Genomic DNA, 14,594 nt, shown 5'->3' on the forward strand with positions numbered 1-14,594 from the left:
TTTTTATCGTTTTGTTCTGACAGGTGCCGCTTTCCATTGCTCATGGAGCCAGTCTTCAAATCCTTCACCTTTGTCACCCTTATACGTATCGTAAATGTCGCTGCGCATTTTCTGCAGTTTCTCTTTGAACTCTTCGTAGCTGTGGTCAGCAGGCAAACTTTTTTTGATGCGCACAAGCACTTTGTTGGCATCTTTGATCAGTTCATGTTCATTTCGTTCCGGCATTTCAACTTCTTCGCCGAAATTCTGCAGCGCGTCATATGCCGCTTCCTGCACCTGATAAACCGGATCGTTTTTCATGCGGTTCATGAGGATGCTGATCGTCTGTTCCGTTTTCCAGTTGCCAAGTTCTTCAACAGCTGCCAATCGTTCTTTCCAATTGGCCATGCGGTTGGCGGCTTTTTTTAGTTCGTCGTAATTCGGCGGCGTTTCTTCTTTATATTGATGGTGTGTCAAAGTCATTCTCCTTTTGGTCACTTTCCTTTGCGGAAAATGGAGTTCTGTATTTCCTGTTCGAAATTACATCGCTTCTAAGAGTGTACCATTTTTTCCGCCTTTTTTCACTTTATTCCTACTGCCGGCATTAAGTTTAGTTTTTCCTGATATAGGAAATAAAAGAAAGGGATTGAAAACGTATCGGAGGAGAATAAATGCATACAGCATATAAGGCTTTATTAACGAAAGAAGATTTTGAAACGCGCAGCGATTTGCCGGAATGGCTGCAGAATGAATATAAAACATTTCATAATACTGTCACCGACAAGACATTCCCGTGTTATTTCGGAATGAGCGGACAGCTGAAAGGCGAATTGAGATACGCATACATAAGCCGCGACGACTGGTCGTCTCTGCCGGTTGCAGTGGAAGAGTTCTTGTCCTTGTTCACCGAACCGAAACATAAGCGGCACGGACTGTTCGTTTTCGTGGAACCGTTTGAAAAAGAAGGCAGTCTGGAGCAATACCGAGATGAATTCTGGGCGCTTCTGCAATACCTGCACAATATGGACGATACGGAATGGCCGGCTGACAAACCGAAAGATCCCGATCATTATTTATGGGATTTCGTTTTCAAAGGCGAACCGATTTTTGTGTTCGGCAACTCCCCGGCTTATAAACAGCGCAAAACACGGGATCTTGGCAATGCGATGGTGCTCGGCTTTCAGCCGCGGCGCATTTTCGAAGGTTTGACCGGAACAGAGAAAGGCGGCATCATGTCGCGGGAGAAAGTGCGTCAGCGTGTGGAAGCCTGGGATCAGCTGCCAACTCATCCCGACATCAGCCATTTCGGTGATCCGGAGCACAATGAATGGAAACAATTTTTCATCGGGGACGACAGTGAGCCGATCGAAGGTAAATGCCCATTCTCACATAAAGCAATGGAATAAATAACTAAAAAGGCTCCGCATGCGCGAAGCCTTTTTCGAATACGGCTATAAAGATGCGATGGCAGTGATGAAACGGTCGACTTCTTCTTCGGTGTTATATGGTGCAAGCCCCGCTCGTACCCAGCCACCGGTTTTATTGACATCCAGCACGTCGCCGAGTGTCGACGCATAAAAATGGCCGGCAGCCGTGAAAATGCTGTATTCTTCCGCGAGAAACACGCACACTTCCGACGGCTCATAACCTTCAACCTGAAACGCGATGGTCGGTGTTTTCGCCACGTCATCTGCCGCCTGCCACAACGTTACTTTATCGATTTCAGCAAGGCCGCTCCGCAGACGCAGGGCCAGGCTGTTTTCATATTCTTCTATCATATGAAAGCCTGAAAGGATTCTGTCACGGCGCGTCTGCCCTTCGCCGAATGAAGCGAAAAATTCGATGGCCGGACGGATGCCCGCGATGCCTTCATGATTCTGTGTGCCTGTTTCAAGTTTATTCGGGTAATAAGACGGCGAAGTGGTCAGTTTATACGGCTCCAGCTTTTCGAAAACGCCCTCCCGGATGGCGGCAATCCCGATATGCGGACCGAAAAACTTATATACGGAACACAACAGAATGTCGATGTCCAATGCATCCCGGTCGATTGGTATATGAGGGGCCGCATGAACTGCATCGGCTGCCACAAGTGCACCGACTTCCCGCGCGCGTTTGACAGCCGGTGCCAGATCAACGATTGTGCCGATGGCGTTCGACGCCATGCCGAGCGCCACCACTTTTGTTCTATCATTGATAAGTGAGTCAATAGCACTCATATCCAGTGTGAGCTTTTCTTTATCGACTGGAATCCAGCGCACCGTCAACCCGCGGTCTTCCGCCATCATCAGCCATGGATCGACGTTTGCACGGTGATCCATTTCCGTTACGACGATTTCGTCACCCGCCTTGAACTGGCGGCCTAAGGCATTGGCGATTGCGATGGTCAGCGTGGTCATGTTGGCGCCAAAAGCAACTTCGTTCGGCTGCACATTGAGGAAATCGGCAACCGCTTCCCGGGCTTCCGAAATCACCTGCTCCGTTTCCCAGCTTGAAGGAAATGTTCCGTGGAGATTCGCCCCGCCTCTTTGCATATAACCTGAAATTGCGGTGATTGCCTGCAGCACCACCTGTGAACCGCCCGGCCCGTCAAAATAAGCGGCTGGCCTTTCTTTATACCTGCGGTCAAGCGCCGGAAACTGCGCCCGTACCTGTTCAATCGGAAAAACGGTTTCTGTCGGTTTCACGTTTAACATCTCCCTTTGTGTTTTACTGTCCCCTTTTATCCCGAGAAAATCCCTTGCCCATTCCAGTAAGCAACAGCCAATAGAACCGTCTCTACCCATAGTTTATCAAAATGTTCTTTGCTTTACCTTTTCATCGTAAAAAACTGGAGCCATCACCGGTCAAAAAACTTGCCAGAATAAGGGTCATGCCTTATCCTTCTTTATTGATATCATTTCATACTTTATGGGAGGCCGTTATGGACCAATTTGACAAATCGGTTGAAGTTTTTATTGAAAATGCCGGTTGGATGGCCCCTTTCTTCTTTTTACTTCTCCATTTAATCAGGCCATTCGTTTTCCTGCCTGTTATTGCCGTATGTGTGGCAGGCGGTGTTGTTTTCGGATTTGTTCAAGGTGCTATTTTATCCTTTGCCGGTCTATTGCTGATGAGCGCCATCACGTATTTTCTGCTGAAGCGCCTGCCCCGGTTCTATCTCAAAATGACAAATTTAAAAGACCGGATCTTTCCCGACAGAACACTCAGTGTTGGCCAGGTGATGCTGCTGCGCATAATGCCTTTCGTCCATTTTCAGCTGCTTTGTTTTTATTTGATGGATATGACGAAAAGCTTTAAAGAGTATATGTACTATTCCGCGATTGGCCTGACGCTGCCCGCCGTTGTCTACACGGCTTTCGGTCAATCGATCACCGAATTCCCGTGGTATTTGACACTTACCTTCCTGTTTGTGCTGATTGCATTGTTTCTGGTAATCGACCGATACAATAAATTTCGGTCTGTGCAACAGTGAATTTTCCCCCGCCTATTCCGGCGGGTTTTTTTATTATCATCGGAAATGGGTATAGGAGTTTACAAAGGTTTTTGCAAAGGAGAGTGTCTATGCCATTTTTTTACAATGAAGGAGTACGCTTATTTTACGAAGATGCCGGTGAAGGAAAGCCTTTGCTGCTGTTGCATGGGCTGAGCAGCAATCACCAGATGTTTTACAGGGAAATCGGCTATTTCAAAGACAAATTTAGGATGATCGCGCTCGATTTCCGCGGGCACGGGGAATCGGATCGCCCGCCGGAATTCACACTGGATGATCATATTGGGGACACAATCGCTCTGCTTGATCACCTGGAACTCGACACTGTCAATATTCTTGGCATCTCGATGGGGAGTTATATTGCGCAAGGCGTTGCCATCCGCCAGCCCGGACGCGTTGAAAAGCTGATTCTTGCAGCCACAAAATCATACGGAGACCAATCGTCGATGGCCGAAATGTTTGACCGCTATGAAGATCAGCTGAAAGGAATGAGCATTACCGAAAAATTGGCCGTTTCTTCAAAACTGATATTCCATAATCAGGAGGCCGTCAACATCTGGCAAAAACAGATTGCAAGAAACAGCCGGATGCTGAGCGCTGGCCAGCAGGCCGCCGCTTCTGCAGCATTAAGAAATTTTGATTTCAGGAACGACCTGAAGCGGATAACGGCTGAAACACTGGTCATCAGCGGAAAATACGACGGATTGAATCCGCCTGAAAAAGGACGGGAGACGGCTGTTCTGATTTCGGATGCCGATTATATGGAATTTCAGGATTCCGGCCATGCGCCGAATGTTGAGCAGGACCGCCTGTTTCTTGGTGTCGTGGAGAAGTTTTTAAAATAATGCCTCTGCAGAATGGATCGTCTGCTATTCAGCTGCTCCTTTTTTATTTCAATAAAATTCTTTGATGGGATTATATTCCATTGACTTCGGGTAAAGGGATATTGTTGTTGACTACTAATTTTTCAAAGGAGGAATCAGCCCATGGCCACAAAAGAACTCGCCATGCACGAAAAGCTTGAAGTTCATGAAATCCTTATTTTCAAGACCGCATGTGTAGCGAAAAGCAAAATGTTTGTCGATCTTGTTAAAGATGAAAAGCTGAAGAAAATCCTGGAAGAAGATCTCGAAGCATCGACGCAAGCCATTAAAGATTTACGCAAGATCCTAAAAGATTCCACTAATTAATTTTACTGGAGGAGATGATTTCATGGCTAAAAAAGAAAAAGGAACAAAAAAAGAAAATACTCAGGATGAAATGGCGGTAGTGGATGATCTTGTAATCGCAACTGATTTTCTCGTGACCGCGAAAGCGGCAGTACGCAATTTGGCCGTTGCTATTACTGAAACAGCGACCCCATCTGTCAAGAAGGTACTGCGCCGTGAACTTGATATTGCAATAGACACTCACGACAAAATTGCCCAGTATATGATTAAGAATGAGATGTATCATGCTTATGATATTGATGAACAGGTGGAGCATGACTTGAAAAAAGCCGATATGGCTTTGAAGATGGCGAAAAAATAGATCCTGACTACTGCATTGAAAAAGTATCCCGCCCGTAATCTGCTGATTGCTGGCGGGTTTGTTATGCCAGGAGATTCAACTGAAATTTTGTCAATTTCAGCTTCTGCAGGAGCATTTGGATTATTTCAGGAATGACCGTTAAAAATTCAATAAATAACCAATTATATTTATAATAACTTTATCCCATTACATATACATTTATTGTATTATAAAGAAACTATGCGATTACTGGAGGCTATTCTATGGAATTCCTGGCTTTTTTCACCGGTCCTTTCGGTTGGATTACGGCTTTTGTATTTTGGTATCCATTTTTTATGGCGATTTTTTGGATGGCCGGGTCAATCCTTTTTTTGCGTACGAAAGAACCCAGGAAAGTACATTTGGATATTGATGGATTTGATTGGCCTATGATCAGTATCCTGGTTCCTTGTTATAACGAAGAGGATACCGTGGAAGAAACAGTCAGGAATTTGACCGGTCTATCCTACCCAAAGAAGGAAATTATTTTGGTCAATGACGGTTCACGTGACCGCACTCCGGAAATTCTCGAAAGACTCGTTGGAGAATACGATAATGTGCGTGTAATCCAATTATTGCAAAATCGTGGAAAAGCCAATGCGTTGCAGGTTGCGTTGTTTGCCGCCAGGTCAGAATATTTACTATGTGTCGATTCTGATGCATTATTGGCAGATGACGCGCCTTACCACCTTATTCGGCATTTTTTCATCAACGGCGAGCGGGTCGGTGCTGTCACCGGCAACCCGGCAATCCGCAACCGGAACTCATTGTTGAGCAGAATGCAATTGGTGGAATATGCCTCGATAATCGGCGCAATTAAACGGACCCAACGATTATTGGGCAAAGTGATGACCGTTTCCGGTGTTGTCGTGGCATTCCGAAAAAAAGCATTGGTCGATGTCGGGTTATGGGACCGCGATATGATTACGGAAGATATAGCTGTGAGCTGGAAACTTCAGAAACGTTTCTGGGATGTCCGCTACGAACCCCGCGCTATATGCTGGATGCTGGTGCCGGAAACGCTGAGCGGCATCTGGAAGCAGCGGGTCCGCTGGGCGCAGGGCGGCCAGGAAGTGGTATTGCGGCATTGGCGCGTCCTCTTCAGCTGGAAACAGCGCCGCATCTGGGCTATTTATCTGGAGCAATGGATCAGCATCATTTGGGCTTTCTGCTGGCTGTTTGTCACTTTATGGCTTATTGTCACTGCTGATCGCGTACAAGAGTTGTTGATTTGGTTCACCATCACCTCGTTTTCACTCGTATTGATCAGCATGATTCAGCTGCTGGTCGCATTAACCATCGATTCTCGCTATAACCGCGTATTGAAATTCTATTTTTGGGCTGCCTGGTATCCTGCAGTGTACTGGATGGTCAATACGGCCGTCGTCATGGCAGCAGTTCCACGATCAATTTCATCACGTATCAAAGGAGGTTACGCAGTATGGCAAAGTCCCGACCGCGGACTCAAGAAGAATTCATAATTGCAGGCAATAGTTCGCGTGTACGCTTTGTTTTCGATGTAATACTGACGCTAACTTTCTGGGTCTATACATTTCTCGTCATTTATTATTTTGCAGCATCTCTTTTAGGCATTGATAATGGTTTGTCGCGGTTATTGCATGCGACATTCAATACGACGAGCCGTGATGCAAAACTTTTGCTTCTAATCGGTATCATCTTATTTTTTATCTTCTATTTCACTCTGAGAATCAATCGGGTATACAATCAAAAACGATTTGGCAATAAAAAACGCCGGATTTATCCGGCGTCCGTTACATTGGAAGAATTGTCGGAGCTTGGATTGATGGATTTGGAAGAAATCCGCAAGCTCCAGCAGCGGGATTATATCGTTTTCGAAAAAAACCCGATCATTTCGTTAAAGAGAGAAAAGGAAATGTGAAGTTGGGGACAAAAAAAGAAGACGAGTGCAGGAATCGAACCAGGTTGAAGAAAAAAAAGAGGTTTTTCGCCATCAAGCGAAAAGCCTCTTTTTTCAAGATTACTTACCTTGCAAAAGTTTTTCAATTTGAAAAAGGTAATGTCCTCATTTTTTTATCAAGCAGCTGGAATGCCAACTCAATCTTTTCCTGCGGAGCTGTGGTATAGAAGTCACCCATGCTGACTTCGTAATAACATTTATTCTGATCAACCTCCCGTACATAGCCCGTCAGGCCAATGCCCGACTCCTGCTGCACGGCCGCCAGTACCTGAGCCGCCTCGTCTGTCGGTTTGTTGATATGCACATGGAACATATTCGATACAGGAACTTCCGGTAATGTGGAAATGCCTGTGCAGGAATTATAGCGGGCTGCCAATTCCTTTGCTGATTCATAATATTCTTCCATTTTCCCTTTGCGCATTTCAAAATAATAATCCGCAGTGAAGATATAAGGGTAAAGTGAAATCAAATCTCCGCCGTGCCGTTTTTTCCAGACTTTTGATTGTCTGATAAACTCTTCGCCGCCAGCCAGTACAGCGCCGGCTATACCGCCAATCCCCTTATACATGGACATGTAAACACTGTCGAACAGTTCACAGATTTCTTCAATGGACTTTTGGTAGAATGGCAGAGTTTCGAGAATCCTTGCCCCGTCAAGATGAAGGCGGATGTCATTCGCCCTGCAATAATCGGAGATTGCCTGCAATGTTTCAAAGCGAGGCAGCTGTCCGCCAATTTCCCGTTGCGGCAATTCAAGCAGCACACAGGAAACATCCTTGTCCATCGCCTTGACATCTTCCGGTTGGATGACGTTGTCCCGCTCAGTCAGCAGCACCGTTTCAATGCCATGCAATTTTTTCAGGCCGTCTTCCTCGTGTATTTCCAAATGGGACAGCGGATGGTAAGCGACTTTCGCCGAACCTTTTTCATCGCACCAAATGCGAAGGGCGATTTGTTGAGCCATTGTTCCACTCGGGAAAAATACAGCTTTTTCCTTGCCGAGAAAGTTTGCCATCTTATCTTCGAAGTCCCCGATTGCGGCGCCTGATCCATAAATATCCGATTTCGTATCTTCATCGATTTCCTGAAAAGCCTGTTTCAATACTTTTACGTTTCTCGGACCGTGCCCTGACAGCTGATAACCCGTTTCATCAAATGATTTTTTAAGTGCTTCCAAATTATCCAACACATCATCCCCTTTCAGCAGAAAAGTCGCTGTTCATTTTTCACTATACCATGGATCCAAAAAATCAAAAAAAGAAAGCAGGACCGTTGCGCAAATAATCGCCACAGACCAGCTTTCCAATTTATTTTATATCGATTTTCTGTAAATCGTGCAGTTCCGCTGCTTTGGGGCGGCAGAAATAATAGCCTTGTCCTTCATTGCACAATTCTTCACTCAAATAATTAAGCTGAACGGCATCTTCAATTCCTTCAGCCACCACTTCCATCCCCAATTTATGTGCCAGCGCAATGATGGTCGATGTAATGGCTTTACCGTTCAGGTCATGATTGATGTCCTGTACAAAACTGCGGTCGATCTTCACACGGTCGAACGAAAATTGGCGCAGATAATTGAGCGATGTAAAACCAGTGCCAAAATCGTCGATCGACATCGATATTCCCAATGCTTTCAGTTTCGCCAGGCTTTCTTTCAAAATATTGGTGTCTTCAAGCAGGATGCTTTCGGTCACTTCCAATTCCAGCCATTTCGCTTCAAGCCCTGTCTCTTCCAAAACGGTTTTGACCACTTGAACGAAATTCGGATGCTGAAGCTGGATGGTCGAGATGTTCACACAAATGCGGAACGGCGGAATCCCCTGGTCCTGCCATTTTTTATTTTGCGAACAGGCTGTCTGAAGGACCCATTTTCCGATTGCAATGATTTGCCTGCTTTCTTCCGAAATCGGGATAAATCGGTCGGGCGGCACCATTCCAAGTTCGGGGTGATTCCAACGGATGAGCGCTTCCATCGCAGCCAGCTCCCCGGATTGTAATGCCATGATCGGCTGGTAATGGATAAGAAATTCATCTTTTGAAAGAGCGGATTTCAGTTCCCGCTCCAGCATAAGCTTGTCGGCTTTATCATTGTTTAATTGGGATGAGAAAAGAGAATAGCTGTTTTTACTGTGTTTTTTCGTATAGAGCATGGCGGTCTCAGCCTTTTTGATCAGATCGTCCTGAACGTTTTCCGCACAGACAACACCGATGCTTACCGTTAACGATAATTGCTGACCCATGATTTCTATTGGTTCCGAAAGTTTGTCATTCAATTTTTTTGCATAGTCGATTGCCGCTTCGCGGGTTGTATCCGGCAGCAGGACCGCAAATTCATCCCCTGCAAAACGCCCTACAGTGGCTGACTCGGAGACGCACTCCACCATACGGAGGGCCGTTTCTTTGAGGTAGGCATCCCCATACTCATACCCGAGCAAATCATTGATGTATTTGAACCGATCCAGGTTTAAGAACAGGACAGCTGGTGATGTGCCCGAATCGCCTGAAATTCTCATAGCCTGCATCAGGCGGTCCTCAAACAATTTACGGTTGGGCAGTTTAGTCAAATGATCAAAAAACGTCATTTCTTCAAGCAATTTTTTATGTTCATTTCTGGCGGTGATGTCTTTTGCAATGCCATATGCCCCTGTAATCCGGCCGGCCTGCTGCATCGGAAAATTGGTCACTTCTAGATTGATGAGCTGGCCATCTTTTCTGTAAAGATCAATTTCGTAGCGGTTCGTATGGCCTTTTAGGGCTGCAGAAAAATTATGCAATGCCTTATCCAAATATTCCGGTGCAATCATCGGCATGAAGGACATCTTCCTCAGTTCCTGATAAGGATAACCGGACAATGCCACAGCTCCGGGATTTACATCAATGAAATTCCCTTGGGGATCAAAGGAGAAAATGGCATCCGGATTTTCGAAAAACAGCGAATTATAGCGTTCTTCACTGTCCTTCAGGCTGTTTTGTGCCAAGACTTCATGCGTGATATCGACCACGCTGCCTAAAAAAATCTGTTTGCCATCCATTTCGGAAATAGTGGAATGGATCTCTGCATGAAGAAAGCTGCCGTCACGCTTGATTGCTCTGACACGGTAACGGGCATTTTTCGATTTATTGCTGGATAAAACGGCTGTCCTTTTCAGCACTTCCGATAAATCGTCGGGATGAATAATATCCGTCATAAGAATTTTTCCCGTCAGAAAATCTTCTTCTGCGTACTTGAGAAGCTCGCAGAGGCATTTATTCACATAAAGGAATTTTCCCTCCGCCATTATATACATGCTTACCGGAACCTTTTGAACGAAATGTTCAAAAAAAGCATTTTCTATTTGAGTATTATCTGTGTTGCTGGATTTTATATTCTGCTGCAAATGATCCGGCTTTGGGTGATGCGAATCTTTCATTTATCTGTATCCTCCCAAAGGTATTAGATTGGCAATGAATAAGTATTGAAAAAAGCAAAAAATTATGCATTGCAATTAATAATAACAAATCCTTCCACGCAAAAGTAGTAATTACTAAAAATTTCTATGTTTTTTTGGATTTCAATTATATGTAAATAAATAATCCTTTCATTTCAGTCGGAAATTTTCACTCAAAAGAAAAAGCGTTTTCCTTTTATGGAAAACGCTTTAAATCTTTTATTGTTCAATCAGCTCTGCATAGACAATAAGCCGCTCTTCCCTGGTCCCCCTGCCGTAGTCGTAAGCACCGGAACATGTAATGAGCACCAGTTCAGGAGACGATCTGTAACCGAACACCGACTCTACATCAGCCAGCTCCAATTTCACCGATTCCATTGCATAAACTTTAAAAAGCAATTGACTGTCTTCACCTTCAACAATGATTTCATCGCCAGCCGTCAGTTTCGAGAGGTCCCAAAACACGGCCGGGGAGTCAATGCCGTCCACATGACCGGCAATCACCGCACGGCCATTTGCACCTGGTTTATAACCGGGCTCGAACCAGCTGACTTCATCAATTGTAGATGGAACAGCCATTTCTCCATTATCCGTAATGCCAAGGTGCTGCACTTCGGCTTCTACTCCAATGGAAGGAATAATAATTTTTAAAGGTGCAATTCCATCGCTTTTTAATGCATTGATCGGATTTTCGGCCAAAGCTTCAGATTTCATCACTGGTGCCGCAGATGACTGTTCAGCTGCAAAGCCGACATTTTCTGTACGTACGCTGACTTCATCTTCTGTACTCTGACAACCGGCAAGAAATAAGACTGTGCCAGTTAAAATGAGAATGAAATTAATGTTGAAACCGTTTTCTCAACAAAACTCCCCCACCGGCAACAGTTGCACCAAGTGCCGCCATTACGAGCAGCCAATTAATCTGGTTTTGTTCTGGAGTACCAAGGCCAGTCGTCGGCATACCGTCAGGAGATGCCGCTGCTTCATAATCCACAAGGGCGATGACTTCCAGTGAATCGGCTGTGTTTACTGCAAATATACTGTAAACAGTATCTGCAGCTAATTCAGTGCCTTCAAGTGGCAATACTTGCGTTCCATCCGGCAGGCGGATTTCAAGATCATAAGTTCCAGCATCCAATTCTGCGTAATCAGTGATACCAGGGAATTCTGCTCCGCTGAAAACTGCGTCGCCGCCAATTACACCCACATCAACTGCAGGGGCATCAGGAGACAAATGGCCAACACGGATTTTCGTTTTGCCTTCAGTTACTTCCATTGAATCTTCTGCAACAACAAATTCAAGTGACTCCAATAAATTTGCAGCAGCCACTGTATAAGCTTTACCGGCTTCTACAGTAAGATCTGCCTGAAGAACAGCAGCGCCTTCTGCATATTCAGTTCCAGCTGCAAAAACTTCTACATTATGCGTACCACCGGGAACATCAAGATAACCGGAATCTGCTTTAAATGGCACATCTTCCAATGTCAGGTCGCCGTTGACGTAAACATCGACTGCGGGAGCATCAGGTGAAGCATGGAGCACTCTCAGTTTTGCGGTATGGCTGTCTGCCAGAACTCCAGCTGCCAAAACTGAAAATACCAGGACAAATGCGACGGACAGCGAAACGAAAATTTTCTTCATGTTAACCTCTCCTTTTCTTGTTTTACTTTTGTATAACTTTTATACAACTTATTTATAACCTGTATTTTTGATAATTGCAACAATAAACTCTTTATTTTTTGAATATTTAATATTTTTACACTCTTGAACTCTCTTTGAGCAAGTTACTTTTAAAAGTAAGAATAAAAAAACCGGAAGCTGACGAAAGCTTCCGAGTTTTTGACGGCTATTTTTCCTTCGTACTCACTTAAAGGATAGTCACAGCCATCCGGTTTTACAGCTGTAAATTCATAGAGTTTGCTCATACTTCTATCGCAGGAAATTAGACAAGGCTTGTTCCGGTAATTCTTATGCCTTTCAAAGCCTGGGTCGCCAGCCGGTCGGCTTCCGCATTGTCCCGGCGGGGAATCAGTTCATACTCTGCCTGAATGCCCATTTTGGCGAGTTTCGCTTCAATCCGGTCAGCCCAACGGACTAATTCGGCTTCAATCACCGGCCAATCGCCGCTCATGCCATTTACCACGATCTTCGAATCTCCGCTGAAACGCACAGGCATGTTTTTGACTTCCAGAAACTCCAGCTCCTGGACACAAAGATGAAGCGCCGCATATTCCGCTTCGTTATTGGAAACCAGACCATCCACTTGTTCGTTTTGCCTCAAACGATATGTTTTCCCGTTCTGGCTGTAGTAGATTACGCAGCCCAATCCGGAGCTCCTGTTTTCGAGATCAAATCCCCCATCGAAAAAGACGGTGATATCGTGAGGTTCCGTTTCAATGCTTTTCAAATACTTCTTCATTTCTTTCATCGTCCAGGTGCTATCGTCATACGTATCTATAAAAATGATTTCTTTAGCCCGTTTGGTCCGCTCGATATCTTCAGCTATCTGGACGCCCTGAGCAGCAGGCATTTCATCGGACCGGAAGACTGTTTCCACTCCCCTTGTTGATCGATAAATCCATTCCAGCCTAACTTTCATAGGCTTCCTCCTCTTCTATCCTGTTTACTCCTTTATTTCCTTTTTCCCGCACTGTAAACAAACGCCGGGCACACAAAAAAGCTCCCGAGGCCTGAGCCGGGAGCTTTGAAACAATCCGCTATTTTACAGGGGTGGTAAAATAGTCGGGATTGAATTCGTCTGCATGTCGCCATAAGCAACGACTGCATCAGAAGAATCCACCTGCGTGGCTGCCGGAGCCCAGGCTCCCATCGCCACCACGGCCGCAGCCAATCCAGTAAACAACATCAATTTAACTTTTTTCATAATCAATCATCCTCCGTTTCTATCATAATAGGATTGATAGTACATCGCCTTTTCCCATTGCTTCTCACGCTGATAATGTTCGGCAAGTTCCAAAGCGATCTTTTTGCTTTCTCTTATATAACCATGTTTTCTGAAAAATGGAAACATTTTTTCTTCTGAATAAGCCAAAAGATCTGGTTGGGAAAAATTTCGCTTCTCGAAGTAATTTAAATACAATAAAAAATATTCATCACCCGGACCTGCCGACAATTGGCGCAGTTCCTTTACATATTTCCATGCATCCGCTCCCACCTCAACAGCGGTTTCAATCAGGCTGACCAGCACTGCTTTGTAGAAATAAGTATCGCTGGAAAGAATGGCATATAATTCTGTCAGCAAATCGAATGCCTGGTTATGTTCCTGCCGGCTTTTCAGCAATTCAGCAAAATTGTACAAGGTTTGATTGTATAAATCTTTTTGGTCAGTCAGCCTTGAATTGCGTTTCAGCACTTCAAAAATTCCGGCCGCCTGGACAAGAAGGTTGCGCCGCATGTAATTGATCGCCAGCAGCAGCTGGGCATGGAGCAGACGGATGTAATTATAATTGAGCCTGAAATACTGGACGGCCAGCTCCGCGTAATGGGCCGACAATTCATACTGCTCATGCATGATGAGCAAACGCGCTTTCTGGTAATAGAGTTCACCTTCGAATTTTTGCGGAATGCTGCGGATTCCGCCTTCGAGGGAATTAGCGTATTCCATCGCCAGCTCTTTTTTGTTGGCCATGGAATAATACAAAGACAGAAACAGCTGATGCATCCATGCTTCCGGCTCTGTGAAGGAATTTTTCATGCGCTCCAGCATGTCTTTCTGCTGATCCGCAAGGCTCAAATCTTCTATGTATAAATAATAACGGAATTTATAGATTTCATACTGATTCACAAGATCGGTCGACTGGATATAATCATTGTCCTGCTGCAGCCTGCTGTACTGCTGCTTCAACACTTCCGTATCATAATGCAGTGCACAGGCAATAAAATCGTTCAACTGGCGTTCCAGGCGATTCCGTTTCGCCACTTCCTTTTTCCATTGGACACCCATTTTCGCCAGCAGCGCTTCGGTGGTCGATTCATGGGGGGTATAAGTATTCGATTCAATCTTGCTGAGATGAGAAATGGAACAAATGCCATCGGCCAACTGCGATTGCGTCAAGTTGTTTTTTGAGCGGTAATATTTAATAACAGAACCGATATTCATAGCCTCACCCTTTTTTTCATATTTAACTATATACTAAATTTAATAATTATTTATAAGATATATTCCGCAAAACAGCTTCGCTTTCCTGG

16 protein-coding genes are annotated in these 14,594 nt (G+C 44.9%); 7 read left to right on the top strand and 9 right to left on the bottom strand.

Annotated elements, in window-relative coordinates; all coding sequences use genetic code 11:
- Window positions 1-3 precede the first annotated feature (3 nt).
- Window positions 4-462 carry a HEAT repeat domain-containing protein gene (locus tag KW93_RS02575; RefSeq protein WP_033541395.1) on the bottom strand — a complete coding sequence of 153 codons (459 nt, stop codon included), beginning with the start codon at window positions 460-462 and terminating at the stop codon, window positions 4-6.
- A 188-nt stretch (window positions 463-650) separates the two neighbouring features.
- Here KW93_RS02575 and KW93_RS02580 point away from each other — a divergent pair, with 188 nt between their 5' ends.
- Window positions 651-1,385, top strand: coding sequence for a YqcI/YcgG family protein (locus tag KW93_RS02580; RefSeq protein WP_033541396.1), 735 nt, complete (start codon window positions 651-653; stop codon window positions 1,383-1,385).
- A 45-nt stretch (window positions 1,386-1,430) separates the two neighbouring features.
- On the opposite strand, the gene KW93_RS02585 is transcribed toward KW93_RS02580, so the two are convergent.
- Window positions 1,431-2,672 (bottom strand): cysteine desulfurase-like protein, encoded by a 1,242-nt coding sequence (locus tag KW93_RS02585; RefSeq protein ID WP_033541397.1) that lies wholly within the window; start codon window positions 2,670-2,672, stop codon window positions 1,431-1,433.
- Between the two features lie 227 nt (window positions 2,673-2,899).
- On the opposite strand from KW93_RS02585, the gene KW93_RS02590 reads away from it, so the two are divergent.
- The 6 genes from KW93_RS02590 to KW93_RS02615 all read left to right on the top strand — a co-directional run bounded on the left by KW93_RS02590 (window position 2,900) and on the right by KW93_RS02615 (window position 6,917).
- Window positions 2,900-3,451 carry a TVP38/TMEM64 family protein gene (locus tag KW93_RS02590; RefSeq protein ID WP_033541398.1) on the top strand — a complete coding sequence of 184 codons (552 nt, stop codon included), beginning with the start codon at window positions 2,900-2,902 and terminating at the stop codon, window positions 3,449-3,451.
- A gap of 89 nt (window positions 3,452-3,540) precedes the next feature.
- Entirely contained in the window at window positions 3,541-4,314 is a 774-nt protein-coding gene (locus KW93_RS02595; RefSeq protein ID WP_033541399.1) for an alpha/beta fold hydrolase, read from the top strand.
- Between the two features lie 141 nt (window positions 4,315-4,455).
- The gene (locus KW93_RS02600) at window positions 4,456-4,659 is read left to right on the top strand and encodes a hypothetical protein (protein ID WP_033541400.1); all 204 of its coding nucleotides are present in this window, start codon (window positions 4,456-4,458) and stop codon (window positions 4,657-4,659) included.
- 22 nt (window positions 4,660-4,681) lie between these two features.
- Window positions 4,682-4,999, top strand: a complete 318-nt coding sequence (locus KW93_RS02605; protein WP_235318346.1) for a spore coat protein — start codon at window positions 4,682-4,684, stop codon at window positions 4,997-4,999.
- Between the two features lie 242 nt (window positions 5,000-5,241).
- A complete protein-coding gene (gene pgaC, locus KW93_RS02610) occupies window positions 5,242-6,498 on the top strand; it encodes a poly-beta-1,6-N-acetyl-D-glucosamine synthase (RefSeq protein ID WP_052131444.1) in 1,257 nt (418 codons plus the stop codon).
- Complete coding sequence (locus tag KW93_RS02615; RefSeq protein ID WP_033541401.1) at window positions 6,459-6,917, top strand: hypothetical protein; 459 nt, start codon at window positions 6,459-6,461, stop codon at window positions 6,915-6,917. Before pgaC ends, KW93_RS02615 begins: the two co-directional genes overlap by 40 nt.
- Before the next feature lie 121 nt (window positions 6,918-7,038).
- On the opposite strand, the gene KW93_RS02620 is transcribed toward KW93_RS02615, so the two are convergent.
- From KW93_RS02620 to KW93_RS02645, 7 genes are all read right to left on the bottom strand, one after another.
- Window positions 7,039-8,142, bottom strand: a complete 1,104-nt coding sequence (locus tag KW93_RS02620) for a threonine aldolase family protein (RefSeq protein WP_033541402.1) — start codon at window positions 8,140-8,142, stop codon at window positions 7,039-7,041.
- Window positions 8,143-8,263: 121 nt separating this feature from the next.
- Window positions 8,264-10,366, bottom strand: coding sequence for a sensor domain-containing protein (locus KW93_RS02625; protein WP_033541403.1), 2,103 nt, complete (start codon window positions 10,364-10,366; stop codon window positions 8,264-8,266).
- A 237-nt stretch (window positions 10,367-10,603) separates the two neighbouring features.
- Window positions 10,604-11,098 carry a class F sortase gene (locus tag KW93_RS02630; protein WP_235318347.1) on the bottom strand — a complete coding sequence of 165 codons (495 nt, stop codon included), beginning with the start codon at window positions 11,096-11,098 and terminating at the stop codon, window positions 10,604-10,606.
- A gap of 124 nt (window positions 11,099-11,222) precedes the next feature.
- The gene (locus KW93_RS02635; protein WP_033541405.1) at window positions 11,223-12,026 is read right to left on the bottom strand and encodes a DUF4397 domain-containing protein; all 804 of its coding nucleotides are present in this window, start codon (window positions 12,024-12,026) and stop codon (window positions 11,223-11,225) included.
- A gap of 301 nt (window positions 12,027-12,327) precedes the next feature.
- Complete coding sequence (locus KW93_RS02640) at window positions 12,328-12,984, bottom strand: reverse transcriptase-like protein (protein WP_033541406.1); 657 nt, start codon at window positions 12,982-12,984, stop codon at window positions 12,328-12,330.
- Window positions 12,985-13,107: 123 nt separating this feature from the next.
- Window positions 13,108-13,269: a hypothetical protein gene (locus KW93_RS17370; protein ID WP_161787023.1), complete on the bottom strand. Its 162-nt coding sequence runs from the start codon at window positions 13,267-13,269 to the stop codon at window positions 13,108-13,110.
- Window positions 13,270-13,275: 6 nt separating this feature from the next.
- Complete coding sequence (locus tag KW93_RS02645) at window positions 13,276-14,505, bottom strand: helix-turn-helix domain-containing protein (protein WP_052131446.1); 1,230 nt, start codon at window positions 14,503-14,505, stop codon at window positions 13,276-13,278.
- Window positions 14,506-14,594 lie beyond the last annotated feature (89 nt).

Origin of the sequence: Planococcus sp. CAU13 (assembly GCF_000775575.1) — a bacterium.
GTDB lineage: Bacteria > Bacillota > Bacilli > Bacillales_A > Planococcaceae > Planococcus.

Bases quoted from the DNA above. Each gene is read 5' to 3' on its own strand.
- KW93_RS02575 (WP_033541395.1), bottom strand. From the start codon at position 462: ATGACTTTGACACACCATCAATATAAAGAAGAAACGCCGCCGAATTAC.
- KW93_RS02595 (WP_033541399.1), top strand. From the start codon at position 3,541: ATGCCATTTTTTTACAATGAAGGAGTACGCTTATTTTACGAAGATGCC.
- KW93_RS02625 (WP_033541403.1), bottom strand. From the start codon at position 10,366: ATGAAAGATTCGCATCACCCAAAGCCGGATCATTTGCAGCAGAATATA.
- KW93_RS02645 (WP_052131446.1), bottom strand. From the start codon at position 14,505: ATGAATATCGGTTCTGTTATTAAATATTACCGCTCAAAAAACAACTTG.
- KW93_RS02585 (WP_033541397.1), bottom strand. From the start codon at position 2,672: ATGTTAAACGTGAAACCGACAGAAACCGTTTTTCCGATTGAACAGGTA.
- KW93_RS02630 (WP_235318347.1), bottom strand. From the start codon at position 11,098: ATGAAATCTGAAGCTTTGGCCGAAAATCCGATCAATGCATTAAAAAGC.
- KW93_RS17370 (WP_161787023.1), bottom strand. From the start codon at position 13,269: ATGAAAAAAGTTAAATTGATGTTGTTTACTGGATTGGCTGCGGCCGTG.
- KW93_RS02605 (WP_235318346.1), top strand. From the start codon at position 4,682: ATGGCTAAAAAAGAAAAAGGAACAAAAAAAGAAAATACTCAGGATGAA.
- KW93_RS02600 (WP_033541400.1), top strand. From the start codon at position 4,456: ATGGCCACAAAAGAACTCGCCATGCACGAAAAGCTTGAAGTTCATGAA.
- KW93_RS02635 (WP_033541405.1), bottom strand. From the start codon at position 12,026: ATGAAGAAAATTTTCGTTTCGCTGTCCGTCGCATTTGTCCTGGTATTT.
- KW93_RS02615 (WP_033541401.1), top strand. From the start codon at position 6,459: ATGGCAAAGTCCCGACCGCGGACTCAAGAAGAATTCATAATTGCAGGC.
- KW93_RS02640 (WP_033541406.1), bottom strand. From the start codon at position 12,984: ATGAAAGTTAGGCTGGAATGGATTTATCGATCAACAAGGGGAGTGGAA.
- KW93_RS02580 (WP_033541396.1), top strand. From the start codon at position 651: ATGCATACAGCATATAAGGCTTTATTAACGAAAGAAGATTTTGAAACG.
- KW93_RS02590 (WP_033541398.1), top strand. From the start codon at position 2,900: ATGGACCAATTTGACAAATCGGTTGAAGTTTTTATTGAAAATGCCGGT.
- pgaC (WP_052131444.1), top strand. From the start codon at position 5,242: ATGGAATTCCTGGCTTTTTTCACCGGTCCTTTCGGTTGGATTACGGCT.